The sequence below is a fragment of the Stenotrophomonas sp. GD03777 genome (assembly GCF_029842485.1).
GTDB lineage: Bacteria > Pseudomonadota > Gammaproteobacteria > Xanthomonadales > Xanthomonadaceae > Stenotrophomonas > Stenotrophomonas sepilia.
The window spans coordinates 1-24,653 of the sequence record NZ_JAOCGL010000045.1 but is presented as its reverse complement, the minus strand read 5'-3'; the positions used below and the strand labels follow the sequence as shown (position 1 = coordinate 24,653).

The window sequence follows — 24,653 nt, the reverse complement described above, 5'->3', positions numbered from 1 at the left end:
GCAGTTTGTCGATTCGCCGCTATAATGTGCGGCTCGCCGGGCGTGACCCGGTTCTACTGTGTCCCGGAGATTCCATGCCCAGCGTCAAAGTCCGCGAGAACGAGCCCTTCGAGTTTGCTCTTCGCCGCTTCAAGCGCACTTGCGAAAAGGCCGGTGTGCTGGCCGAAACCCGCAAGCGCGAGTTCTACGAAAAGCCGACCCAGGAGCGCAAGCGCAAGGCCGCCGCTGCTGTGAAGCGTCAGCTGCGCCGCTCGTCGCGCGACGTCACCAAGCGTCAGCGCCTGTACTGATCGGACGCATCTTCATTGCGGCGGGCCTGCCCGTCGCGATGGAGCCGAAGCCGGCACGCGCGAGCGTCGCCGGCTTTTTGCGTTTCCGGGTTCGGGCATCCGCCCCGCCCCACCTACCACCACGAGGTTCCTCATGAGCATGAAGCAGCAGCTCACCGAAGACATGAAGGCCGCCATGAAGGCGGGCGAGAAGCACAAGCTGGGCGTGATCCGCCTGATCAATGCCGCCATCAAGCAGCGCGAAGTGGACGAGCGCATCGAACTGGACGACACCGCCGTGATCGCCGTGCTCGACAAGATGGTCAAGCAGCGCAAGGACTCGGTCAGCCAGTACGAAGCGGCCAACCGCGAAGACCTGGCCGAGATCGAGCGCGCCGAGATCGTGGTCATCGAAGCCTACCTGCCGGCCAAGATGGGCGAAGACGAGATCGTGGCCGCCATCCAGGCCGCCATCGCCGAGACCGGCGCCTCCGGCCCGGCCGACATGGGCAAGCTGATGGGCGCACTGAAGCCCAAGCTCGCTGGCCAGGCCGACATGGGCCTGGTGTCCAAGCTGGTCAAGCAGCAGCTGGCGTAATCCGGTACACGGAGTCGGATCCCTTTCGCAACGCGAAAGGGCTCTGACCCCATTGATGCACCCGCTTCACCGCACCTTCGTCGGTCGCCTGCTACAACCACACCCATGGTTGAACCCGAGCCCAACGTTCCCGTGTCCCTGCACAAGTACCTCAAGCGCCTGCAGGACAGCTTTCCGATGGCGGTGGCCAAGCGCTTCATCGACGTCGACGTGCTGACCCAGGCCGCCTCCGTTTCCTTCTACGCCCTGCTGTCGATGGCCCCGCTGCTGGTGCTGCTGCTGTGGTTGACCGCTTCGCTGTACCCGCCGGCACAGCAGGCGCTGATCGACCAGATCAGCTCGGTGGCTGGCAGCAGCGCGGCTACGGTGGCCGAAACCGTCCTGAAGAACGCCGACAACCAGCCCGACGTCGGCTCGTTGGCGGGGCTGTGGAGCACGCTGCTGCTGTTCGTCGGCGCCACCGCCGTGTTCGCGCAGCTGCAGAACGCGCTCAACCTGATCTTCCGCACCAGTGGCGAGCGCCTGGAGGGCATCAAGGCCTGGCTGCGCAAGCGTGTGTTCTCGTTCGGCGTGGTGCTGGCCCTGGGCTTCCTGCTGATCCTGTCGATGACTGCCACCACGGTACTGCAGGTGGCCTTCGCGCAACTGCCCTCGATCCTCCCCGCGCTGGGGTACGTCACCAGCCTGCTGCTGTACGCGGTGGGGTTCGCCTTCATGTACCACTACCTGCCCGACCGCCGCGTGGCATGGCGCCAGGCCTTCATCGGCGGTGCCATCACCTCGGCACTGTTCGCACTGGGCCGCTACGGCATCGGCGTCTACATCGCCACCGTGGCCCCCGGCAGTGCCTACGGCTCGATGGGCGCGCTGGTGATCTCACTGGTCTGGATCTATTACGCGACCGTGGTCTTCTTCGTTGGCGCGCTGATGACCGCGGTGATCGATGAGCGCCTGCGCGCGCGCCATCACCTGGCCGCCGCCGGCATCGATCCGGCCACCGCCAGCCAGGTGCCCGACAGGGGGTAAACTAGGGCAACCGCCCCCGGTTCCGTCGCGTGGTCCTGTACCGCGCCCTGCCCTGTTGCCCATGGCCCGTATTCCCGACGCTTTCATCGACGACCTGCTGGCCCGCACCGACATCGTCGAGGTGGTGGGCAGCCGCGTGCCGTTGAAGCGCCAGGGCAAGGAATACGCCGCACGCTGCCCGTTCCATGACGAGCGCTCGGCCTCGTTCACGGTCTCGCCGACCAAGCAGTTCTATCACTGCTTCGGCTGCGGCGCGCACGGCACCGCGATCAGCTTCCTGATGAACTACGACCGCCTCGAGTTCCTCGACGCGGTGGATGAACTGGCCAAGCGCGCCGGCATGGAAGTGCCGCGCAACGAGAATCCGCGCAGCCCGCAGCAGCAGGACGACAGCCGCGAGCTGTATTCGGCGCTGGACGCCGCCACCAGGTTCTTCCAGAAGAACCTCGAAGGCAGCGAGAAGGCACGCGCGTATCTGGAAAGCCGTGGCGTGGACGAAGCGAACCGCGCGCGCTTCCAGATCGGCTACGCACCGGATGGCTACAGCGGCCTGCGCGATGCGCTGGGCAAGGACGAGCGCCGCATGAAGCTGCTCGACCGCGCCGGCCTGTTTTCCAAGAACGATCGCGGCCACGTCTACGACAAGTTCCGTGACCGGGTCATGTTCCCGATCTTCGACCGCCGTGGCCGGGTGATCGCCTTCGGCGGGCGCGTGTTCGAGAAGGACGACGGCCCCAAGTACCTCAACTCGCCCGAAACCGCGCTGTTCCACAAGGGCCGCGAACTGTACGGCCTGTGGCAGGTGCGCCAGGCCAACCAGAAGATCGAGCGGTTGATCGTGGTCGAGGGCTACATGGACGTGGTTTCGCTGTTCCAGTTCGGCGTCACCCAGGCGGTGGCCACGCTGGGTACGGCGACCACGCCGGACCACGCCGAGCTGTTGTTCCGCAACGCACCGGACGTGTTCTTCTGCTTCGACGGCGACGCCGCAGGCCGCCGCGCCGGCTGGAAGGCGCTGGAGTCGGTGCTGCCGCGCATGAAGGATGGCCGCCAGGCCTTCTTCCTGTTCCTGCCCGATGGCGAGGACCCGGACAGCATCGTGCGCAAGGAAGGCGCCGAGGCCTTCAACGAGCGCCTGAAGCAGGCCACGCCGCTGTCGCAGTTTTTCTTCGATGAACTGACCCGCGAGATCAACCTGGGCACGCTGGACGGCAAGGCGCGCCTGGCCGAACGCGCAAAGCCGATGCTGGCGCAGATTCCCGACGGTGCCTTCGGCGACCTGATGAAGCAGCAGCTGGCGCAGCTGACCGGCCTCGGTGGCACAGCCCAGGCCACGCGCGCGCCGGTGCCGCAACGCCAGCCACATCGGACGATCCAGCCGGTGGCCAAGCGCAGCCTGGTGCGCGGCGCGATCGCCGTGCTGCTGCAGCAGCCTTCGCTGGCGCTGACCCTGGGCGGAAAGCATCACTTCCAGGGCCTGCGACTGCCGGGCGTGGAGCTGCTGCTGGAACTGCTGGGGCTGGTCGAACAGCGCCCGGACATCAGCACCGGCGCCCTGCTGGAACACTTCGACGGCCGCGAGGAACAGACGTCGCTGCATACGCTGGCCGCTCAGACGCTGCCCGGCACCGAGGCCAGCTGGACCCAGGAACTGCACGATGCCGTGGCCCAGTTGGAGAAACAGCTGCTGGTGCAACGTCTGGAGGAGTTGCTGGCAAAGCAGCGCCAGCAGGGCCTGGATGATACTGACAAATACGAACTGCGCGAGCTGCTGAAGGCCCGCGCCGGACTGCGCCTGTAGCGGCAGACCGTTCTCACGGAGAAGACCATGCTGCTGCGCCTGCCCTGCCTGCTGTTATTGTCGCTCTGCCTGCCACTGGCGGCCCTGGCCGCAGATGGCCCGCTCAATGAAGTCCGCCCGGGCCTGTATACCGGCGGCCAGCCCTCCGCCGCACAACTGGGCGAACTTGCCGCGCAGGGCGTGCGCACCGTGATCGACCTGCGCCAGCCCGGCGAGGACCGGGGTTTCGACGAAACGCGCGCTGCCGAATCATTGGGCCTGCGCTACGTGCGCATTCCGGTGGCCGGTGCCGAGGGGCTCGATGCCGCCAACGTGCGCGCCGTGCACCAGGCCCTGCGGCAGAGCCAGGGGCCGGTGCTGCTGCATTGTGCGTCCGGCAACCGCGCCGGCGCCGTGCTCGGCCTGGTCAACGCACGCTACGAACATGCCAGCCCCGAACAGGCCCTTCAGCTGGGCCAGCGTGCTGGCCTGACCTCGCTGGAAGCCGCCACCCGCCAACGCCTGGCCACGCCGGTCACCTCACCCTGAACCCTCCGCACCAAGGACTCTGCCCACCATGACCCGCTGGTGGTCGCGCCTGCGACCGGACAACTTCACCCTCGCCCTGCTGTGCACCGTCGGCCTGGCCTCGCTGCTGCCGATGAAGGGCGCCGCCGCCATCGTCCTGGACGATGTCACCACCGTCGCCATCGCTGCACTGTTCTTCCTGCATGGCGCGCGCCTGCCACGTGAGTCGATCATTGGCGGCATGCTGCACTGGCGGCTGCACCTGACCATCCTGGCCTGCACCTTCCTCCTGTTCCCGCTGCTCGGGCTGATGTTCAAGCCGCTATCGGGCTGGCTGCTGACCCCGGAGCTGTACCTGGGCGTGCTGTTCCTGTGCACCCTGCCCTCCACCGTGCAGTCGTCCATCGCGTTCACCTCAATGGCGCATGGCAACGTGCCCGCAGCGGTGTGCAGTGCCTCGTTGTCGAGCATTCTCGGCGTATTCCTGACCCCGCTGCTGCTGACCGCGCTGGCGGGCACCTCCGGCGGCGTGCACGACCCGCTGCATGCGATCGGCGGCATCATGCTGCAGCTGCTGGTGCCGTTCGTGGCCGGCCACCTGCTGCGGCCGTGGATTGCCGGCTGGGTGGAAAAGCAGCGCGCGCTGCTGCGTTACACCGACCAGGGCACGATCCTGCTGGTGGTGTACTCGGCGTTCGGCGAGGCGGTGACCGAAGGACTGTGGAGCAAGACGCCGCTGCTCTCGTTGCTGGCCGTGGCGGTCGTGGCCGCCGTGCTGCTCGGCATCGCCATGCCGCTGATCACCTTCATCGCCCGCCGCCTGCGTTTCAACCGCGAGGACGAGATCGCCATCGTGTTCTGCGGCTCGAAGAAGAGCCTGGCCACCGGCGTGCCGATTGCCAAGGTGCTGTTCGCCGGCGGCAGCCTCGGCGCCATCGTGCTGCCGGTGATGATCTACCACCAGATCCAGCTCATCGTCTGCGGCGTGATCGCGCAGCGGTACGCGAAGCGCGCGCCCTGACCCGACGGGAGGACATCCACGCATGGCGTGGATCTGTTGTAGAGCCGAGCCCGCGCTCGGCTGACACCTGTGATCCGGAGTAGATCCACGCCATGCGTGGATGGTTTGCCTGACGCTACGGATCCACCAGCGTCCCGACGCTCAGTTCCGGCATCCATACCCATAGGTCGTACGGCCGTTCCGCACCGGCAGCGACCCGCGGCCCCGTGGCAACCTGCTCTCGAAGTGGCCGCGCCATGCAACCGCCCGCGCATCCCCACGTCTGACCACGTTGCGCGCCCAACCGTACGCTGTAGATATCCAGGTCCCGCAGCTGCGACGCCATCGGATGCATCTGCATTTCTGGCGGCATACCTTGCGGCCTTTGCAGCATCGCGTGCACGTTACCAGTCAGCACCAGCATGCGCGCATTGGCCGGTAGGCCTCGATAGAGCCGCCGCAACTCGGCTGCCATGAGGTCATCGCGTACCTGGTTGCCGCCTTTGCTGGCGTTGACGTCATAGCCAACGACGTCGATCACACGTCCCTGCGACTTCAGCACGCGTAGGCTTTCGATCATTGCCAGCATGTCGCGGCTGCGACGGCCATCATGCTGGTCATCGCGCACGGTCCAGAACGCACGCCCGCGCAGATGCTGGCGTGCCTTCTCCCCGCCATCGGAAGTCAGGTAATCGCGCAGCGTGGAGGTTTCCCCGCGTGGCAGTTCCAGCGCCAGCAGGACCGGCCCGGTGCGGCTGTAGTCATCCACCAGCTGCCGCACCAGCAGCGGCGTCTCGCGGGTTCCATGGAATTCGCCCAGCACCAGCAGGCGGTGATCACCGGCGTGCTGGCGGATCTGCGCGGCGGTGTCGTCGGCATGCGCGGTCACGGCCATGCCCAGCGCCAGAATCAGCGCGGTGGTCCAACGGAAGATCGTATGCATCCCTGCTCGCTCCTTTCCTTGGGGTCAGGAACAGCAATGGCGACGCCGCTGGAAGAGATCAAGTGCAGAGCCCACGCTCGGCTGCTCTTCCAATCCCCCCTCAGCCGAGCATGGGCTCGGCTCTACAGGTGGTGCTTCACAACCAGGGCAGGATCCAGTGGTCGACCAGCAGGAAGGCGAACAGCGCCATCAGGTACACGATGGAGTAATAGAACATCTTCATCGAGAACAGCTCATCCGGTGGGTCGAGCATGCGCCAGGCGTACCAGAGGAACACGGCATTGAGCACGATCGCGCCGCCCAGGTAGAACGCACCGCTCATGCCCACCAGGTAGGGCAACAGGCAGACCAGCGCCAGCACCACCGAATACATCATGATCTGCTTGCGGGTGTGCGCCACGCCGTGGGTCACCGGCAGCATCGGGATCTCCGCCTTGGCATAGTCCTCGCGGCGGAAGATCGCCAGCGCCCAGAAATGCGGTGGCGTCCAGATGAAGATGATCAGCACCAGCAGCGACGAGTATGCCCAGTCCGACGAGCCCTGCATGCCGGTCACCGCAGCCCAGCCCAGCATCGGCGGCATCGCGCCGGCCAGGCCACCGATGACGATGTTCTGCGAGGTCGCACGCTTCAGGTACACGGTGTAGATCACCGCGTAGCCGATCAGCGAGGCGAAGGTCAGCACCGCAGTGATCAGGTTCACCCACAGCACCAGGATGGTCATCGACAGCACGATCAGCACGCCGGCGAACACCAGCACCTGCCATGGCTTGACCTTGCCGACCACCAGCGGGCGCCACGACGTGCGTGCCATCTGCGCATCGATGTGCGCATCCAGCAACTGGTTGATCGCGGCGGCCGCCGAAGCGGCCAGCCAGATGCCGAGGAAGCCGAGCAGGCCGGCGCGCACCTGCTCCCAGCTGGGCACGCCCGGAATAGCCAGGACCATGCCGACCAGGGCAGTGAAGACAATGAGGGCGACGACCTTGGGCTTGGTCAGGTCCCAGTACTGGCGGTAGTTGGAAAACATGGAATCAGTCCGGGGCGCGCAGGCGGGCCAGCAGGCTGACCAGCACGAACAACAGGGCAACGGCCACGCCATTGTGGGCCACGGCCACTTCCAGTGGCAGCGCCAGCTTCACATTGAGGATGCCGAGGGTGACCTGCAGCACCAGCAGCGCGATCAGCGCGCTGGCCCAGCCGCGCATGCTCGGCAACCGGAACAGGCGCACGCCCAGCCACAGCAGGTAGATGGCCACCACCACCGCGAACAGGCGGTGCGCCATCTGGATGGCGATACGCGAGGCACCATCCAGCACGCCGCCTTCGTAGTCCACGCCGATGCCACGCCACAGGGTGAAGCCTTCGACGAAGTTGTGCTGCGGCCACCACTGGTTGGCACAGCGCGGGAAGTTGTCCAGCGATGCACTGCCGCCGCCGCAGGCCAGCGCCGCGTAGTTGGCACTGACCCAGCCGCCGAGTGCGATCTGGGTGACCAGCACCGCCAGGCCGATGCGCAGCAGCCACTTCAGCTTCGGTGCCTCGGCCAGAGTGATCGGCATGTGCGTCGCACGCCAGGCCATCCAGGCCAGCAGCGCGAACATCAGCATGCCGCCCAGCAGATGGCCCATCACCACGATGGGCTTGAGCAGCAGGGTCACCGTCCACATGCCCAGCAGGGCCTGGAAGATCACCACCGCCAGGGTCAGCAGTGCAGCGCGTGCCAGGTCGATGTTGCTCCAGCGCAGCGCGGCGATCAGCAGGATCGCCTCGCCGACCAGAGCCAATGCGCTGGCGGTGCCATGCCAGCCCATCATGTACAGCGGTATGCCAGCGGCCACCAGTACGCAGGCGGTCACCACTGCCGTGGTCCCAAAGCGGCGCTTGCGCGTGGCCAGCAGGGCCAGGGTCAGGATCTCGATGCCCAGCGCGCCGGCCAGGAAGCGGTGCACCTGCTCACGCCAGGCCTTGTGGGTCTCCAGCGGGCGGATATCCGCCGCCGGGTGGCCGATGGTCTCTTCCACGTGCTGCGGCCAGGTGGCCTGGCCATAGCAGGTCGGCCAGTCCGGGCAGCTCAGGCCGGCATCGGACAGGCGTACGAACGCGCCGAACATGATCGTGCTCGCGGTCATGATCATGGCGAACCACGCCAGGCGGTGGAAATTGCGGTGCAGCGCCGGACGCGCGGAAAGGCTCATCAAACGGGACTCACTTCAGTTTCAGCAACGTGGCCATGTCCTTGCGCAGGCCACCCAGGTCGGAACCCGGGGCATGGCGCATGATCACGAAGCCGTTCGGATCGATCACGTAGACCGGCAGTCCCGCCGGATCATCGACGCCCGGCAACACCGCGCGCAGGGCTGGCGACGGAGCCAGCGGCCGCAGCGCGGGCAGCGAGGCGATCGACGCCGGTGGCGTACCCAGCCACAGGATCTCGACATTATCGGCGTTATGGCCGAACAGCTGCCACACCTTGCCCAGTCCCTGCGACAAAGTGACGCACTGCGCGTCGCAGGCACCGGCCGGTGCCACCAGCAGGCGCCAGGTGCGGGCCTCGGGGTTCCAAGGATAGGGCTGGCCGCTGGCCAGGGTCGGCGTCTGCTGGCGCAGATCGACCGGCGGCTTCAGCAGCTGTCCCGCATTGCGGTGGCCGGTGGGCTGCCAGCCGGAGAAGCGCAATACCGCGGCCAGCGCCATCGCCCCGAAGAACACGGCAAACAGCAGCACCAGGGTCCGGCGGCCGGAGCCGCGCGCCTGCGGGGACGTAGCAGTGTTCATGTGGGGCATTTTCTCATGGTTGGGTAAACGATGCCGGTAGTGCCGGCCGCTGGCCGGCATCCAGGAATCCGAGTGCGTGCCGGCCAGCGGCCGGCACTACCCGGCGATGGGCCGTCTCCTGCGCCGCTCCAGCACCAGCGCCACCACCAGCACGGTCAGGGCCAGGCCGAACCACTGCACGGCGTAGCCCAGGTGTCGCTGCGGTGGCAGCGTATTTGGCAGCAGGTCCATGTCACGCTCGTCGCCGAAGGGCAGCGCCGGGTCCAGTCGCAGGACCCGCTCGGGCAGTGTTGGCAGGCCCAGCGCTGCGGCGAGGCCCTCGGCCGGCAAGCGGCTGGCCAGCCAGCGCCCCGCCTCACCGGTGGCGGAGAACGGCGGACCCAGTACCAGCCCCGCCGAAGGCGGTGGCGCCAGCAACCCGCGCACCACCACCGGCGAAGGCGGCGCCGGTATGTCCGGCAGCGTGCGATCCGGCGGCAGCGCGCGCCAGCCAAGATCGACCAGCAGCACGCTGCCTTCGTCACTGCGGAACGGGCGATAGATCTTTACGCCGGCACGGCCATGCCGGGTCTGGTTGTCCAGCAGCACCACGCCAGGCAGGAAGCGACCGTGATCGGCCACACCGTGCAACGCACCGGGGGCTGCCAGCGCCTGGGCCAGCGGCAGCGCCTGTGCCACCGCTGGCCCCTGCGCATCCAACATTGACTGTTTGGCATGCATGCGCTGCAGCTGCCACAGCCCCAATGCAGTGAAACCGGCCATCGCCAGCACGGCCAGCAACCATCCGATCACGCGTGTGTGCTGGCGCATCATGACAAGTCCGCACAAACGCGGTCAGATAGGCGCACCCACCCTTCCCTCGAGCCGCGCATGAGTGATTCGCTGAAGACCCTGCTGGTAATCGCGTTTCTGATCGTCATCGTCTGGAACCTGGGCGCCGGCCTGTATTACCTGCTGGTCGACCGCGGCCAGACCAAGCGCACGGTCAACGCACTGACACGTCGCATCGCGGTGTCGGTGGCGTTGATCGTACTGGTGATCGTGAGCATCTACATGGGCTGGATCAAGCCGCACGGCGTCGGCGGCTGAGGCCACCGATGCGTGCGTGGTCAAAGCACGTAGACGAACAGGAACAGCATCAGCCACACCACGTCGACGAAGTGCCAGTACCACGCGGCCGCTTCAAAACCGAAATGGTTGTCGCGGGTGAAGTGTCCCTTGGCCGAACGCAGCCACATCACGATCAACATGATCGTGCCCAGCAGCACGTGCGCACCGTGGAAGCCGGTCAGCATGAAGAACGTCGAACCGTAGATGCCCGAGCCCAGCGTCAGGTTCAGCTCCTTGTAGGCGTGGATGTACTCTTCCGCCTGCAGGGTCAGGAAACCGAGGCCGAGCACCACGGTCAGGCCCAGCCAGATCAGCAGCTGGCGGCGGTTGCCGGCCTTCAACGCGTGATGGGCGATGGTCAGGGTCACGCCTGAGGTGAGCAGGATCAGCGTATTGATCAGCGGCAGGCCCCACGCCGGGATGGTCTGGAAGGCACCACCGATCGCCGCCGGGCCATTGGTCGGCCATCCGGCGGAGTAGCCCTGCCAGAGCAGCTCGTTGGTCATCACCCCGCGGCCTTCGCCACTGAGCCACGACAGGCCCAGGTTGCGGGTGTAGAACAGCGCGCCGAAGAAGGCGCCGAAGAACATCACCTCGGAGAAGATGAACCAGATCATCCCCATCCGGAACGAGCCATCGACCTGGTGGTTGTAGTTGCCGGCCTGCGATTCGCGCACCACGTCGCTGAACCACCAGAACAGGGTCAACACCAGCATCGCGATGCCGATGTAGAACGTCCAGCGCCCCCAGCTGGCATCGTTGAGCCAGCTGGCCACGCCCACCATGGTCACCATCATCGCGATGGACCCCACGAAGGGCCATTTGCTCTGGGCCGGGACGAAGTACACGTTGGCGTCGGTTGGTGTCTGGGCCATGTCGGTATCCGGGTCAGGGTGCGGCGTGCGCGCCGTCCGAGGTGGCGGCCGGGGCCAGCCGATCGGACAACGCGTCGTTGCGGTAGAAGGTGTAGGACAAGGTGATCGTCTTGATTTCCGGCGGCAGGTCCGGATCGACGATGAAGCGCACCGGCATGTCGCGCTTCTCGCCGGCCTGCAGCGTCTGCGCGGTGAAACAGAAGCACTCGGTCTTGCTGAAGAAGCCCGACGCGCGTGCCGGTGCCACCGAAGGCACCGCGCTGCCAACGACTGCCTGCTGGCTGTCGTTGCGGGCGAAGTACAGCGCCTCGTTGAGTTCGCCGGGCACCACATCCATGGTCAGCTGCTCGGGATGGAACGACCACGGCAGGCGCGAATTGACGCCGCCATCGAACTCCACCCGCACGGTGCGCTTGCCAGCTGCGGCACCCGTACTGGCTTCACCACCCGGGCCGCGTTCCAGGCGCACGCCGAATACCTTCTCGCAGGCAATGCGGTACAGCGGCACCAGCGAGAAGGTCAGCAGGAACACCGCCACTGCCACGCCGATCAGGCGCGGCAGCCCGGCACTGGGTGACCGCGTGCTGGCCGGTGCCTCGCTCATCGGCCGATCACCCCGCTGAGGATGAAGCCGACGTAGACCAGCACCGCGATGGCGCCGACCCACATCGCCGTGCGCCGGGCACGCTGGCGTTGCTGTTCGATGCCGTGGTGTTGGGCTTCGCTCTGGCTTTGGTTCTGGTAGAGCCGACTGCTAGTCGGCTGCACTTCGCGAGTCGACTGACAGTCGACTCTACCGTTGGTCAGCACGCCGTCAGCCGAGCATGGCTCGGCTCTACAGGTCTGCAGTGGGCTCTCGTTATGCATGCCCCACCTCAATGCGTGATGTCGTCATGCGCCAGATCGCCCGGGCGGATGGTCGGCGGCGTGGTGAAGGTATGCGCCGGTGCCGGCGACGGCAGCGTCCACTCCAGCCCGCGCGCGCCTTCCCAGCTACGGGCCTCGGCCTTCTCGCCATTGCGCAGCGAGGACAGCAGGATCGCGGCCATCATGAACGGCGTGACGAACATGCCGAACGCACCGATCGAGCTGATCAGGTTCCAGTCGGCGAAGGCCACGCTGTAATCGGGAATGCGGCGCGGCATGCCGGCCAGGCCGAGGAAGTGCTGCGGGAAGAACAGCAGGTTGACGAACACGATCGACCACCAGAAGTGCACCTTGGCCCACTTCTCGCTGTACATGCGCCCGGTCCACTTCGGCCACCAGTAATACACAGCCGCGATCAGCGCGAACACCGCGCCGGTCACCAGCACGTAGTGGAAATGCGCAACCACGAAGTAGGTGTCGTGGTACTGGAAGTCGGCCGCCACGATGGCCAGCATCAGGCCGGAGAAGCCACCGATGGTGAACAGGATGACGAAGGCCACCGACCACAGCATCGGCGCCTCGAACGTCAGCGACCCCCGCCACATGGTGCTGACCCAGTTGAACACCTTCACCCCGGTCGGGATCGAGATCAGCATGGTGGCGAACATGAAGTAGATCTCGCCGCCCAGCGGCATGCCCACGGTGAACATGTGGTGGGCCCAGACGATGAACGACAGGAACGCGATCGCGGCGGTGGCGTACACCATCGCCTGGTAGCCGAACAGCGGCTTGCGGCTGAAGGTCGGGATGATCTCGCTGACCACGCCGAAGGCGGGCAGGATCATGATGTAGACCTCGGGATGGCCGAAGAACCAGAAGATGTGCTGGTACATCACCGGGTCACCGCCACCGGCGGCATTGAAGAAGCTGGTGCCGAAGAACTTGTCGGTCAGCAGCATGGTCACCGCACCGGCCAGCACCGGCATCACCGCGATCAGCAGGAAGGCGGTGATCAGCCACGCCCAGCAGAAGATCGGCATCTTCAGCAGGTCGATGCCCGGCGCGCGCATGTTGAGCACGGTGGCGATGATGTTGATCGCACCCATGATCGAACTGATGCCGGCCACGTGGATGGCGAACACGCTGAAGGCCACGTTGTAGCCGCCCTGCAGCGACAGCGGCGGATACAGCGTCCAGCCACCGGCCGGTGCACCACCGGGCAGGAACAGCGTCAGCAGCAGCAGGCTGAAGGCCACCGGCAGCAGCCAGAACGACCAGTTGTTCATGCGCGGCAGCGCCATGTCCGGCGCACCGATCTGCAGCGGGATCATCCAGTTGGCAAGCCCGACAAACGCCGGCATCACGCCGCCGAAGATCATCACCAGCGCATGCACGGTCGTCATCTGGTTGAAGAACTCGGGCTTGACGAACTGCAGGCCCGGCTGCGCCAGCTCGGCGCGGATCACCACGCTCATCGCCGCGCCGATGATGAACATGATGAAGCTGAAACCCAGGTACAGCGTGCCGATGTCCTTGTGGTTGGTCGAGAAGAACCAACGCTCGAAGAAACTCTGGTGGTGATGGTGATCGTCGTGCCCAACTGCCGAGTGCGCCATTGCAAAACACCTCTCAGAATCGGTTGTCACCACGGCCGCGAGCGGCCGCGGGCTTTACATCACGCGCCGCTGGCCGCAACCGCAGGTGCATTGCCGGCTTCAGCAGCAGCAGGTGCCGCCGGTGCTTCGCCCGCAGGGGCAGCCGGTTCTGCAGGTGCCGCAGGGGGGGCGGGCTCGGCCGGCGGTGCAGGCTTGCGCTGCGCCAGCCACTGCTTGAAGTCCTCCTTGGACACCGCCTCGACCACGATCGGCATGAAGCCGTGGTCCTTGCCGCACAGCTCGGCGCACTGGCCGCGATACACCCCGGGCTGCTCAATGCTGGTCCAGGCTTCATTGATGAAACCGGGGATCGCGTCCTGCTTCCAGCCCAGCGCCGGCACCCACCAGGCGTGGATCACATCATCGGAAGTGATGACGAAGCGGACCTTGGTATCGACCGGCAACACCAGCCGGTTGTCGACGTCCAGCAGGTAGTGCGGATGACTTTCGCGGGTCGGCACGATGCCACTTTGCCGCACGCGGTCGGATTCCCGGTCCAGGCGACTGGTGAAGGTGACGTTCTCCCCGAGGTATTCGTACTTCCACATCCATTGGTAGCCGGTGACCTTGACCGTCATCTCGGCATCGCGGGTGTCGTACATCTTGATCAGGTTGGCCGTGGCCGGCCACGCCATCACGATCAGGATGATCACCGGGATCACCGTCCAGATGATCTCGGCCTTGGTGTTATGGCTGAAGGTGGCGGCGACCGCGCCCTTGGATTTGCGGAACTTGAAGATGGCGTAGGCCATCGCGCCGAACACGATGACGCCGATCACCGTGCAGATGATCAACGAAAGGTTGTTCGATTCCCAGGCCAGGCGCGAGGTCTGGGTCACCCCCTTGCCCATGTTCAGCTGCCACGGCTTGGGATCGGCCGCCTGGGCCCAGGCCAACGCCGGCATCAGTCCCCCGGTCGCCAGCACTGCGGCAACCGCGTTCACGCACTTCGTGCCCCACCTGCTGCTTTGCTTCATTGCCTAGACCCTTAGCGTCGTCGGTTGCCGCCATCGCTGGCGGCGAGCAAGCTTTCAAGTGTCTCTGCGAGCGTCTGACGTTCGGCCGGCGCGAGGAAACTCCCCACCTCCACCTGCCGGCCGCTGGATGCCAGCCGGACCCTCTCATCGTCGGTGAGCAGGCGCACCCAATGCGGGTGGGCCCGGAACACCGGCGATCCACCGGGTACGGGAATGACCTCCACGTACGCCGGCACTACCCGGATCTCCTCCTGCCGTTCACCGCTGCGCCACAAGGCACGCAGCGCCGCCGCCAGCACCAGGCTGTACAGCAGCGCGAACAGGGGGGCGAATGCATTGCCGGCCCACCACCCGAGGGCGGACACCAGCCACATCGCACCCGACAACACGGTGAACAACAGGACGAACTGCCGGGCATCGAGCGCCCGTGGGGGACGCAGCCGCAGCTGCGTACCTGACCCATCCGGAGCTGGAAGCACCTCGATCATGTCGCAACCGCGTTCCTGCCGCGGGAAACGTCTCGATGGTAGCCCCGCCCTCTCGCCGGTAGCAAGGGTGCATTCACACTTTTTCCGATGCTGCAACACAGCATGCGGTCGGCGGCACGGATGACGAATTCAGCACAAACATCGCCGGGTTTGCTGAACACGCCGAATCCACCACCGTTAGTGGCTATCAGCCCTTCATGAAGGTGTCTGCGTGGCACTTCCGAAGGCCTCAAAAATGATTAAAATCGCCAAGTTTTCCACTGGCCGGACCGGCATGAACGCACCTTCCTCCTCCCCTGCCGCCCACGACGCCCCGCGTCCGGGCGCGCTGCTGTCGCCGGAACTGCCGGCGCCCCCCAACCCGTTCCGCCAGGCCATCACCGATGCCTGGTTGAAGGACGAGGCCAGCCACGTCCGCGAGCTGCTGGCGCAGGCGCGCCTGCCCGCCGAGGAACAGGCCAGGGTGCAGGCGCTGGCCGCCGACCTGGTCGGCCGCGTGCGCGTGCGTGCCAAGGACCAGGGCGCGATCGAAGCCTTCATGCGCCAGTACGACCTGGGCAGCGAGGAAGGCGTGCTGCTGATGTGCGTGGCCGAAGCGCTGCTGCGTATTCCGGACCAGGACACCGCCGACAAGCTGATCCGCGACAAGCTGGCCGATGCCGACTGGGAAAAGCACCTGGGCGGCAGCGACTCGGTGTTGGTCAATGCCTCCACCTGGGGCCTGATGCTGACCGGCAAGCTGGTGCAGATGAACGACGCCACGCGCGCCGATGCGCCCAGCGCATTCAAGCGCCTGGTCGGCCGCGTCGGTGAGCCGGTGGTGCGCCTGGCCGTGCGCCAGGCGATGAAGATCATGGGCCACCAGTTCGTCATGGGCCGCACCATCAGCGAAGCGCTGGCGCGCTCGCACAAGGGCGACAACGCCAGCTACCGCTACTCGTTCGACATGCTCGGCGAAGGCGCGCTGACCATGAAGGACGCGCTGCGCTACCTGGAAGACTACCGTCGTGCGATCCACGCCATCGGCGGCGATCACAAGGCCCGCGGTGGCCGTCCGGACGGCGACGTCAACAACGCGCCGGGCATCTCGATCAAGTTGTCGGCGCTGTACCCGCGCTACGAGCACGCCAAGCGCGAGCGCGTGCTGAAGGACCTGGTGCCGGGCGTGCTGGAACTGGCACAGCTGGCCAAGAGCTACGGCATCGGCTGCACCGTCGACGCCGAAGAGTCCGACCGCCTGGAACTGTCGCTGGACATCATCGAGCAGGTGTTCTCCGACGCCTCGCTGGCTGGCTGGGATGGCTTCGGCGTGGTCGTGCAGGCCTACCAGAAGCGCACGCCGTACACGATCGACCACCTGGCCGACATGGCACGCCGTGCCGGTCGCCGCCTGCAGGTGCGCCTGGTCAAGGGCGCCTACTGGGATGCCGAGATCAAGCGCGCGCAGATCGAAGGCTACCCGGGCTACCCGGTGTTCACCCGCAAGCAGAACACCGATGTGTCCTACCTGGCCTGCGCCAAGCGGCTGTTCACCCATGCGGACGCGATCTACCCGATGTTCGCCACGCACAACGCGCACACCATCGCGGCCGTGCGCAGCATCGCCAACGGCGGCGTGTACGAGCACCAGAAGCTGCACGGCATGGGCGACGACCTGTACGCCGAAGTGGTGCCGGCCGACCGCTTGAACCTGCCCTGCCGCGTGTACGCCCCGGTCGGTTCGCACGAAGACCTGCTGCCGTACCTGGTGCGCCGCCTGCTGGAAAACGGTGCCAACTCCAGCTTCGTCAACCGCATCACCGACGAGCGCGTGCCGATCGCAGACCTGATCCGCGATCCGGTCGAGATGGTCGCCTCGTTCGAATCGATTCCGCATCCCAAGATCCCGCTGCCGGTTGACCTGCTGCGCAGCCAGAACCACGACAGGAAGAACTCCATGGGCGCCAACCTCGCCAACGACAACGAACTGCGCGCCCTGGCCGAGCAGCTCAACGCCGCCGTGAAGCCGTGGCAGGCCTCGCCGCTGGTACCGGGTGCCAACCCGGCCGGCGCCGCGCTGCCGGTGACCAACCCGGCCGACACCCGCGAAGTGGTCGGCCAGTGGCTGGCCGCCGATGCCGCCACCGTGCAGAAGGCCCTGGCCAACGCCGTGGCCGCACAACCGGCCTGGAACCGCACCCCGGCCGCCAGCCGCGCCGCCATCCTCGAACACGCCGCTGACCAGCTGGAAGCGCGCATGCCGGAGTTCATGGCGCTGTGCGTGAAGGAAGCCGGCAAGAGCCTGCCCGACAGCATCGCCGAAGTGCGCGAAGCCGTGGATTTCCTGCGCTACTACGCCAAGCAGGCGCGCGAGCAGTTCAGCCACGCCGAGAAGCTGCCCAGCCCGACCGGTGAATCCAACGAGCTGCAGCTGCACGGCCGCGGCGTGTTCGTCTGCATCAGCCCGTGGAACTTCCCGCTGGCGATCTTCCTGGGCCAGGTCGCCGCCGCACTGGCCGCCGGCAACAGCGTCATCGCCAAGCCGGCCGAGCAGACCAACCTGATCGGCTACTACGCGGTGAAGCTGCTGCACGATGCCGGCGTGCCGGCCGAGGTGGTGCAGTTCCTGCCGGGCGACGGCGCCACCGTGGGTGCAGCGCTGACCGCCGACCCGCGCGTGGCCGGCGTGGCCTTCACCGGCTCCACCGAGACCGCCCGTGCGATCAACCGTGCGATGGCCGCGCGTGACGCCGCCATCGGCGTGCTGATCGCCGAGACCGGTGGCCAGAACGCCTTCATCGCCGACTCCTCGGCACTGCCGGAACAGCTGGTCAAGGACGCGATCGGTTCGGCCTTCACCTCCGCCGGCCAGCGTTGCTCGGCCGCGCGCGTGCTGTTCGTGCAGGACGACATCGCCGACAAGGTGATGACCATGCTGGCCGGTGCGATGAAGGAACTGAAGGTCGGCAACCCGGGCCTGCTGTCTACCGACGTCGGCCCGGTGATCGACGCCGACGCGCTGAAGATCCTGCAGGAACACGCCGAACGCATGGACCGCGAAGCGCGCCTGATCGCCGCCGCCGAGCTGTCCGCCGAAACCGCCAACGGCACCTTCTTCGCACCGCGCGCGTATGAACTGAAGGACCTGGGGCAGCTGCACAAGGAAGTCTTCGGTCCGGTCCTGCACGTGATCCGCTGGAAGGGCGACCAGCTCGACGCGGTGATCGACCAGATCAACGCCACTGGCTACGGCCTGACCCTGGGCGTGCATTCGCGCATCGACGAAACCGTTGACCGCATCAGCAACGGCGTCCACGTCGGCAATGTGTACGTCAACCGCAACCAGATCGGTGCAGTGGTCGGCGTGCAGCCGTTCGGTGGCCAGGGCCTGTCCGGCACCGGCCCGAAGGCCGGCGGCCCGCACTACCTGCTGCGCTTTGCCACCGAAAAGACGGTGACGGTGAACACCACCGCCGCCGGCGGCAACGCCTCGCTGCTGACCCTGGGCGACTGATCGTCAGCCTCATGCAGTGAACGAACAACCCCGCGAAAGCGGGGTTTCTTGTGCTTTGCTTCCTGTAGAGCCGAGCCCACGCTCGGCTTTCCTGGCGCAGCCGAGCATGGGCTCGGCGCTACAGAGGCAGGGCGACACTGAACCGGTTGTCCGCACGCTTAGCCAGCTCGCGCTGTATGCGCGCGATGCGCGTCTCCAGATCGCCTTCCAGCAGCACATGGTCGACGCCCCGCGCCTGCAGCTCGCGCACGTACCACGCATGCTGCTGCGCACGGAATGCTTCCCCCACCCGTGTGCCGTCCTGGTCGAACGGAATATCCGGCGCGCACAGGAACAGCAGGTCATATCGCCGCAATGCAGCCTGCCGCAGTGCCTCCGGCGCCGTACCAGACATCCAGCCGCTGTAGCCCAGCGTCACCAGCGGCGTGGTATCGCAGAACAGCCAGCGATGTGCCCGCCGCGCAGCCTCTTCTTCATGCTGCGGCTGGGTCATCGCGATACGAAGCAGATCGTCCGGCATCAGGTCGCCGCCCTGCTGCTCCCAGAGCGTGCGGCCATACTCCGGTACCCAGGCGGTCTGCAGGCGCTCGGCCATCACCCGCGCCAGCGTGGTCTTGCCACTGGACTCGCCACCAATGAAGGCCACGCGCTGCACGTATCCGGCGTACACCTCCGGTGCGAGACCATGGCGGTGCGCGTGCGGATCGGCGCGCAGCTGGGTGCCGCACGCCTGCCCGGCGTCCAATGCGCGTTCGAGCCGCTCATGGCGTACCGGCGCACCGAAGTGCGTGGCCAGCGCCTGCGCGAAGCCGTCGCCGTAGTCCTCACCGGTGTACACCGCCTGCACCGGCCCGCCGAACAGGCTCAGGCACAGCCAGGCGGTAAACTCGCGCTGCACGTGCTCGTTGTCGCTGTCGTGCGGCAGCGTGCGCACGGGCAAACCGTGCTGCGTGCACAATGCCGCCAGCCGCGCATCATCGAGCACCGCCACCGTCGCCTGCGGGAAGCGCGCTCGCAGCCAGCGCTCGCGACGCTCGGCGCTGTAGCCTGGGAAACCCGGCTGCGACCAGCCGATCACCAGCAGCTGCTGGCAGCGCGTGGCGGCGAAGTCGATCAGGCGTTCGTGACCGAGATGCAGCGGGCAGAACTTGCCCACCACCAGGCCGCGCTCGACACGCTCAGGCAGCGGCATCGGCCGCCCTGGCCTCGTCCCGCATCAGGTGCCGCCAATGGCGCAGGGCGACCAGCGCGTTTATCCAGAAACCGATGTAGAGGATCGAGGTCAGATGCAGGCCACGGCTGTAGTACAGCGGCACTGCCACGGTGTTCACCAGCAGCCACACCCACCACGATTCCAGCTTGCGCCGCATCATCAGGATCTGCGCGATCACGCTCAGCACCAGCACCGCCGAATCGATGTAAGGCGCATAGGCGTTGGTCAGTCGGGTCAGCATCCAGCCGTAGCCGAACGTGGCCACCACCGCCAGCGGCGCCAGCCAGGCCCATGCCCGCGGCCGCAGCGCAGTGATCGGCAGCGGCGCGCCATGGTCGCCGCGCAGCCACTGCCACCAGCCCAGCACGCTGATGGCGATGAAGAAGAACTGCAGCACCATGTCCGCATACAGGTGCGAGCGCTCGAACACGGCCGCAAACAATGCGCAGCCGACGATGCCCAGCCACCAGGTGTGCACGTTGTTGCGGCCGGCCAGCAGGATCGAGCCGGCGACGGCGATGTTGGCGGCCAGCTCCAGCTGGAAGTTCGGGTCGGACAGGTTCATCGCACCATTGTCGCGTAGATCCACGCCCTGCGTCGTCGGACCAGTAGATCCATGCCATGCGTGGATACCCTCCGCAAAAAGAAAGCCCCGCTTGCGCGGGGCTCTCCTCGTACTGCTTCAGGCAATCGCCCGGATCAGAACTTGTACTGCATCGACGCCGCCAGCACGTCGCCGCTCACCTTGTACTTGCCGGTCACGGTGTTGGCAGTGGCCGAGGTCGAGGTGATGTTCGGATCCTTGGTGAACAGGTGGGTGTAACCCACGCTGTATTCCATCTTGTCCGAAGCGGCGTAGGTCAGGCCCAGCGACAGCCACTTGCGGGTGGTGTCCGGCACGCGCACGTCACGGTGGGCGTCGGTGGTCGGGGTCTGGTCGTACGCCAGGCCGCCACGCAGGGTCAGCTTGTCGTTCACGCGGAAATCGGTACCGATCGACGCGAAGGTGGTGTCGCGGTAGTGGAACGGCAGCACGCTGTCCGGCTGGTTGGAGTCATAGTCGACGGTGACCTGGTCGAACTTGCTCCACGCCGTGCGCGTCACCTCGGCCATGATCTGCCACTGGTCGTTCACGCGGTGGGTGAAGCCCACGGTGGCGCTGGCCGGCAGGGTGATGGTGGCGCGGCCGTTGCTGTCGATGAAGGTACCCGGGGCGGCAGTGGCCAGGAAGGCGGCAGCGTTCTGCGGGATGGTGAAGTCGGCCTTGCCGTCGGTGATCTTGTGCTCGACCTTCGAGCGGTAGCTGAAGGCGATGTTGGTGCCTTCCACCGGGGTGACCGTCATGCCCAGGGTGTAGCCGACCGACACTTCGTCGCCCTTGATGCGCAGGTAGCCATCGGCGGTGCCCGGCGAGAAGCCGAGCTGGGCGGCCTGGCGTGCAGCGGCCTGCGACGCCGCCGCAGCCTGGGCTGCGGTGCCGCCTGCAGCCAGCACACGCGCCGCAGCGGTGCGCTGGGCCGTGGCGTTGATCGCGGTGCCGGTATCGACAGCGCTGGTCAGGTCGACGTTCAGGCGCTCGGCGAACACCGAAGCACCGAACGACAGGTACGGGTTGACGTCGTAGGAGAACGCCACGCCCAGGTCGATGGCCTGCAGCTCGGTCTTGACGCCGTTGTAGCGGCCGACCCAGTCGCGGTCGTATTCGGTCTTGAAGCCGAACGGCACGGTCAGCGAAGCACCGAAGTGCATGTTGTCGTTCTCGCCGAACGGCACGTGGAAGTACGCGGCCGGAACCGGGGCGATCATGCCGGCGTCGCCGCCGTTGCCACCGGAAATCGGCGCGCCGTTGCCGTACTGGCCCTGGCCGCGGAACTTGGCGCCGAAGCTGATGGCACTGACGTCGCCCTGGACCAGGGTGCCGTCGAGCAGGCGCATGGAGGCCGGGTTGGTGGCGATGACCGAGGCGTCACCTTCGGTCGAGGTGGAGCCGGCGAACGCGCGGCCCAGGCCCTTGGCGCTGTTTTCCTTCAGCTGGAAGGCGGCAGCATTGGCATCGGCGGCGGCCAGCGCACCGGCAACGCCGACGGCCAGCAGGGTCAGTCGGGCAATGGTGGAAGCGGTTTGCATCGTAGTTCTCTCTCTCCGGTAAGCGGTGATGGTGCTCTGAGTGCGCCTGCGCCCGCCGGGTCCTGGGACCCATCGGAGCGCGCCGGATTCCCCTCCCGACATACGACGCCGTATGCGAGTATTACCCAGAGCTGTTAATGAAACAATAACAGCGCAGGCGGTTTTTTCGTCTCAAAAGCTGAACAGGACCGTCCCCACCGAAAGTGGCCGCACGCTAGGCTATTGGCATGTTCGTCTCGCTCCCGTCCCGCAAGAAGGCGGCCCTGCGCTGGGCCACGCCCGTGCTGTTCGCGTCATTGTGGCTGGCGTTCCTGTGGTCGATCTCGCGTCCGGACGATGCCCGCGGCAGCCTCTGGCTGGACTGGGGCGCGCTGTCCACCGGTCTGACCCACCCGCTGGACTGGTGGGCGACCCTGCAGGACGGCAGCGTGCTGCGGCTGTTCACCGCCCTGTTCCTGCACGCGGACTGGTCGCACCTGCTGGGCAACCTGGTGTTCCTGTTGATCTTCGGCCTGCCCGCCGAGCGGGTGCTGGGGCCGTGGCGGCTGCTGCTGCTGTTCCTGGTCGGCGGCGCAGTGTCGAACCTGGTCGCGATCTACACCATGGGCAGCCCGGACCAGATCATCATCGGCGCCAGTGGCGCGGTGTCGGCCCTGATCGGTGCGTATCTGGCCCTGTTCCCGGGCGCGCGGCTGGGCGTGGTGATCCCGCTCGGCCTGTTCCTGGAGTTCGTGCGCGCCCCGGCCTACCTGCTGATCGGCGTCTGGGCGGCGCTGCAAGTGGTGTTCGCCCACATCGGCCCAAGCTTCGGCATGGTGGCCTGGTGGGCGCACATCGGTGGCTTCGTGTTCGGCGTCGTGTACGGGGTCTACGTGCGGGCGGCCATCGCCCGCCGACTGCGCAAGCGCCACGGCTTCTGATCCAGGTAGAGCCGGCCGCTGGCCGGCTCCACGCTCACCCGCTCGTTCGTAGACCACGAATCAAGGCTTGGCCGGCACAGGAGCGGGCTTGGCTTCCGGCGTGCTGTCTGCCTTCGGTTCGACCTTCGCCTCCGGCTTGGCTTCGGGCTTCACCGCAGCCGCCTTCGCGGCCTCGGCCTTCAACCGTGCGGCCACCGAACCGGGGTTCTTCAGCTCGGCCAGCGCGTCGTTGATCGGGCCGTCGCCCGGCAGCACCGCACCGGCGTGGTAGCCCTCGGTGCCTTCGTCGTCGCCGCGCAGATGGCCTGGCAGGGTGGCTTCGCTGTAATCGCTCAGGCTGGCCGGCAGGGCATCCTCCGCCGGGGTGGCGGCGGGCTTCAACTCCACATCCGGCACGATGCCGGTGGCCTGGATCGACTTGCCGCTGGGCGTGTAGTAGCGCGCGGTGGTCAGCTTCACCGAATCGCCGTTGTCCAGCGGCAGCACGGTCTGCACCGAGCCCTTGCCGAAGGTGCGGCTGCCCACTACGCGGGCGCGCTTGTTGTCGCGCAGCGCGCCGGCCAGCACTTCCGAGGCGCTGGCCGAACCGGCATCGGCCAGCACCACCACCGGTGCGCCCTTCAGCAGGTCGCCCGGGGTCGCGTCGAATCGGGCGTCGCTGATGCTGATGCGGCCACGGGTGCTGACGATGTTGCCCTTGTCGAGCAGATCGTCGGCGACCTGCACCGCAGCGGTCAGCAGGCCACCCGGGTTGCTGCGCAGATCCAGCACCAGGCCCTTGAGCTGGCCACCGGACTGCTTCTGCAGCTGCTGCACATGCTTCTGGAAATCCGAGCCGGTATCGGCCTGGAAGGTGCTCAGGCGGATATAGCCATAGCCCGGCTCGAGCAGGCGGCTGCGCACGCTGGTCACGCGGATGGTCTGGCGGGTCAGGCTGACATCGAACGGCTTCGGCTTGCCGTCACGCACGATGGTCAGCACCACCTTGCTGCCGGCCGGGCCGCGCAGCGGTTCACTCGCATCGATCGCGCTGATCGGCTTGCCGTCGATGGCGATGATCAAATCGCCGGCAAGGATGCCGGCCTTGGCTGCCGGCGTGTCGTCGATCGGCGCGATCACCTTCATGCTGGCGTTGTCCGGCTGCTGCTGCAGCTCCACGCCGATGCCCTCGTAGGCACCGTTGGCCTGCTCGTCGAAGGCCTGCGCGTCTTCCTTGTTGAAGTAGGTGCTGTGCGGATCAAGGTCGAGCAGCAGGCCACGCACGGCTGACTGCATCAGCTTCTTGTCATCGACCGGGTCGACATAGGCGGCGCGCACCGCGTTGTAGACGGCCACGAAACGGCGGATTTCCTCCAGCGGCACCTTCGAGGTCACCGCCTCCTCGCTGTTCGCTGCCTGCCCGCTGGTTTCCTGGCTCGGGGCGGGCGCGGTCTGCTGCGCCCAGGACAGCGCTGGCAACAGGGCCAGCAAGAGGGTGGCGGTACGGGCTGCGCGCATGGATCACTCCTGTCGACGGTGGCATGGTGCCCAAGGCACATGCACCGATTATGCGCGAAGCACAGCTAAATTCCCGTTGAATCCGGCCCGCATCCGGCGGGCCAGGATTCAGCGCCGCTGCAGCCAGCTGTCCGGGTTGACCGGTTGCCCGCCACGGCGCAGCTCGAAGTACAGCGCGGTGACGCCCTGGCCGCCGGAATTGCCGACCTTGGCCACCGCATCGCCGCGGCTGACCCGCGCGCCAGCATCCTTCAGCAGGGTGTCGTTATGCGCGTAAAGGCTCATGTAGCCGTTGCCGTGGTCGACGATCAGGATCATGCCGTAGCCGGTCATCCAGTCGGAGAACACCACGGTGCCATCGGCCACGGCCGTGACCGTGCTGCCGGCTGGCGCGCCGATCAGCACACCGCTGCTGGTGCGCCCATCGGGCAGCTTGCCGCCATAGCGGGCCAGCAGGTTGCCGGACAACGGCCACCCCAGGCCGCCGACCTTCGGCGCCGGTGCCGACG

The 24,653-nt window shown here is 66.7% G+C and carries 25 protein-coding genes; 9 read left to right on the top strand and 16 right to left on the bottom strand.

Annotated elements, in window-relative coordinates; translation table 11 throughout:
• The first annotated feature begins 74 nt into the window (after positions 1–74).
• The 6 genes from rpsU (at position 75) to N5E02_RS11540 (ending at position 5,222) form a co-directional block, all read left to right on the top strand.
• Complete coding sequence (rpsU, locus tag N5E02_RS11565; RefSeq protein WP_002808376.1) at positions 75–290, top strand: 30S ribosomal protein S21; 216 nt, start codon at positions 75–77, stop codon at positions 288–290.
• A 133-nt stretch (positions 291–423) separates the two neighbouring features.
• The gene (locus tag N5E02_RS11560; protein ID WP_065179428.1) at positions 424–867 is read left to right on the top strand and encodes a GatB/YqeY domain-containing protein; all 444 of its coding nucleotides are present in this window, start codon (positions 424–426) and stop codon (positions 865–867) included.
• A gap of 105 nt (positions 868–972) precedes the next feature.
• Positions 973–1,893 carry a YihY/virulence factor BrkB family protein gene (locus tag N5E02_RS11555; RefSeq protein ID WP_065186699.1) on the top strand — a complete coding sequence of 307 codons (921 nt, stop codon included), beginning with the start codon at positions 973–975 and terminating at the stop codon, positions 1,891–1,893.
• Positions 1,894–1,954: 61 nt separating this feature from the next.
• Positions 1,955–3,694 carry a DNA primase gene (gene dnaG, locus N5E02_RS11550; protein WP_188239169.1) on the top strand — a complete coding sequence of 580 codons (1,740 nt, stop codon included), beginning with the start codon at positions 1,955–1,957 and terminating at the stop codon, positions 3,692–3,694.
• A 27-nt stretch (positions 3,695–3,721) separates the two neighbouring features.
• Positions 3,722–4,222 carry a protein tyrosine phosphatase family protein gene (locus tag N5E02_RS11545; protein WP_188239168.1) on the top strand — a complete coding sequence of 167 codons (501 nt, stop codon included), beginning with the start codon at positions 3,722–3,724 and terminating at the stop codon, positions 4,220–4,222.
• 28 nt (positions 4,223–4,250) lie between these two features.
• The gene (locus N5E02_RS11540; protein ID WP_065179432.1) at positions 4,251–5,222 is read left to right on the top strand and encodes a bile acid:sodium symporter family protein; all 972 of its coding nucleotides are present in this window, start codon (positions 4,251–4,253) and stop codon (positions 5,220–5,222) included.
• A 115-nt stretch (positions 5,223–5,337) separates the two neighbouring features.
• On the opposite strand, the gene N5E02_RS11535 is transcribed toward N5E02_RS11540, so the two are convergent.
• The 5 genes from N5E02_RS11535 to N5E02_RS11515 form a co-directional block, all read right to left on the bottom strand.
• A complete protein-coding gene (locus tag N5E02_RS11535; protein ID WP_184014279.1) occupies positions 5,338–6,144 on the bottom strand; it encodes a calcium-binding protein in 807 nt (268 codons plus the stop codon).
• A gap of 136 nt (positions 6,145–6,280) precedes the next feature.
• Complete coding sequence (gene cyoE / locus N5E02_RS11530; protein WP_139726641.1) at positions 6,281–7,174, bottom strand: heme o synthase; 894 nt, start codon at positions 7,172–7,174, stop codon at positions 6,281–6,283.
• A 4-nt stretch (positions 7,175–7,178) separates the two neighbouring features.
• A complete protein-coding gene (locus N5E02_RS11525; protein WP_164093479.1) occupies positions 7,179–8,342 on the bottom strand; it encodes a COX15/CtaA family protein in 1,164 nt (387 codons plus the stop codon).
• A 10-nt stretch (positions 8,343–8,352) separates the two neighbouring features.
• Positions 8,353–8,922, bottom strand: a complete 570-nt coding sequence (locus N5E02_RS11520; protein WP_164093478.1) for a hypothetical protein — start codon at positions 8,920–8,922, stop codon at positions 8,353–8,355.
• Positions 8,923–9,018: 96 nt separating this feature from the next.
• Entirely contained in the window at positions 9,019–9,735 is a 717-nt protein-coding gene (locus N5E02_RS11515) for an SURF1 family protein (protein WP_065186704.1), read from the bottom strand.
• Between the two features lie 57 nt (positions 9,736–9,792).
• Between N5E02_RS11515 and N5E02_RS11510 the strand changes: the two genes are divergently transcribed.
• Complete coding sequence (locus N5E02_RS11510) at positions 9,793–10,011, top strand: twin transmembrane helix small protein (protein ID WP_049416782.1); 219 nt, start codon at positions 9,793–9,795, stop codon at positions 10,009–10,011.
• A gap of 20 nt (positions 10,012–10,031) precedes the next feature.
• Here N5E02_RS11510 and N5E02_RS11505 read toward each other — a convergent pair whose 3' ends face one another.
• Genes N5E02_RS11505 through N5E02_RS11480 form a run of 6 tightly spaced genes read right to left on the bottom strand, consistent with a single transcriptional unit; the run spans position 10,032 to position 14,894 of the window.
• Positions 10,032–10,907 carry a cytochrome c oxidase subunit 3 gene (locus N5E02_RS11505; protein ID WP_005407793.1) on the bottom strand — a complete coding sequence of 292 codons (876 nt, stop codon included), beginning with the start codon at positions 10,905–10,907 and terminating at the stop codon, positions 10,032–10,034.
• A gap of 13 nt (positions 10,908–10,920) precedes the next feature.
• Positions 10,921–11,511: a cytochrome c oxidase assembly protein gene (locus tag N5E02_RS11500; protein WP_053498717.1), complete on the bottom strand. Its 591-nt coding sequence runs from the start codon at positions 11,509–11,511 to the stop codon at positions 10,921–10,923.
• A complete protein-coding gene (locus tag N5E02_RS20940; RefSeq protein WP_065179436.1) occupies positions 11,508–11,774 on the bottom strand; it encodes a hypothetical protein in 267 nt (88 codons plus the stop codon). The genes N5E02_RS11500 and N5E02_RS20940 overlap by 4 nt, the downstream gene beginning before the upstream one ends.
• Positions 11,775–11,782: 8 nt before the next feature.
• Positions 11,783–13,390: a cytochrome c oxidase subunit I gene (ctaD, locus tag N5E02_RS11490; RefSeq protein WP_005407790.1), complete on the bottom strand. Its 1,608-nt coding sequence runs from the start codon at positions 13,388–13,390 to the stop codon at positions 11,783–11,785.
• A gap of 59 nt (positions 13,391–13,449) precedes the next feature.
• Positions 13,450–14,406: a cytochrome c oxidase subunit II gene (gene coxB / locus N5E02_RS11485; RefSeq protein ID WP_053498721.1), complete on the bottom strand. Its 957-nt coding sequence runs from the start codon at positions 14,404–14,406 to the stop codon at positions 13,450–13,452.
• An 11-nt stretch (positions 14,407–14,417) separates the two neighbouring features.
• The gene (locus N5E02_RS11480) at positions 14,418–14,894 is read right to left on the bottom strand and encodes a DUF2244 domain-containing protein (protein WP_021202927.1); all 477 of its coding nucleotides are present in this window, start codon (positions 14,892–14,894) and stop codon (positions 14,418–14,420) included.
• Between the two features lie 274 nt (positions 14,895–15,168).
• Here N5E02_RS11480 and putA point away from each other — a divergent pair, with 274 nt between their 5' ends.
• On the top strand, positions 15,169–18,387 hold the full coding sequence (gene putA, locus N5E02_RS11475) for a bifunctional proline dehydrogenase/L-glutamate gamma-semialdehyde dehydrogenase PutA (RefSeq protein WP_065186705.1): 3,219 nt from the start codon (positions 15,169–15,171) through the stop codon (positions 18,385–18,387).
• Positions 18,388–18,505: 118 nt separating this feature from the next.
• On the opposite strand, the gene N5E02_RS11470 is transcribed toward putA, so the two are convergent.
• The 3 genes from N5E02_RS11470 to N5E02_RS11460 all read right to left on the bottom strand — a co-directional run bounded on the left by N5E02_RS11470 (position 18,506) and on the right by N5E02_RS11460 (position 21,727).
• Complete coding sequence (locus N5E02_RS11470; RefSeq protein WP_164230284.1) at positions 18,506–19,579, bottom strand: AAA family ATPase; 1,074 nt, start codon at positions 19,577–19,579, stop codon at positions 18,506–18,508.
• Entirely contained in the window at positions 19,566–20,165 is a 600-nt protein-coding gene (gene pnuC / locus N5E02_RS11465; RefSeq protein ID WP_171956422.1) for a nicotinamide riboside transporter PnuC, read from the bottom strand. The genes N5E02_RS11470 and pnuC overlap by 14 nt, the downstream gene beginning before the upstream one ends.
• A gap of 134 nt (positions 20,166–20,299) precedes the next feature.
• The gene (locus tag N5E02_RS11460) at positions 20,300–21,727 is read right to left on the bottom strand and encodes an outer membrane protein transport protein (protein ID WP_005414995.1); all 1,428 of its coding nucleotides are present in this window, start codon (positions 21,725–21,727) and stop codon (positions 20,300–20,302) included.
• Between the two features lie 227 nt (positions 21,728–21,954).
• Here N5E02_RS11460 and N5E02_RS11455 point away from each other — a divergent pair, with 227 nt between their 5' ends.
• A complete protein-coding gene (locus N5E02_RS11455; RefSeq protein WP_053498727.1) occupies positions 21,955–22,647 on the top strand; it encodes a rhomboid family intramembrane serine protease in 693 nt (230 codons plus the stop codon).
• Positions 22,648–22,707: 60 nt separating this feature from the next.
• Here the strand turns inward: N5E02_RS11455 and N5E02_RS11450 are convergent, their stop codons facing one another.
• Both N5E02_RS11450 and N5E02_RS11445 read right to left on the bottom strand, forming a co-directional pair.
• Positions 22,708–24,144: a S41 family peptidase gene (locus N5E02_RS11450; RefSeq protein WP_164093475.1), complete on the bottom strand. Its 1,437-nt coding sequence runs from the start codon at positions 24,142–24,144 to the stop codon at positions 22,708–22,710.
• A 108-nt stretch (positions 24,145–24,252) separates the two neighbouring features.
• A partial coding sequence (locus tag N5E02_RS11445) for a peptidoglycan DD-metalloendopeptidase family protein (protein WP_237398778.1) occupies positions 24,253–24,653 on the bottom strand: 401 nt, incomplete at its 5' end.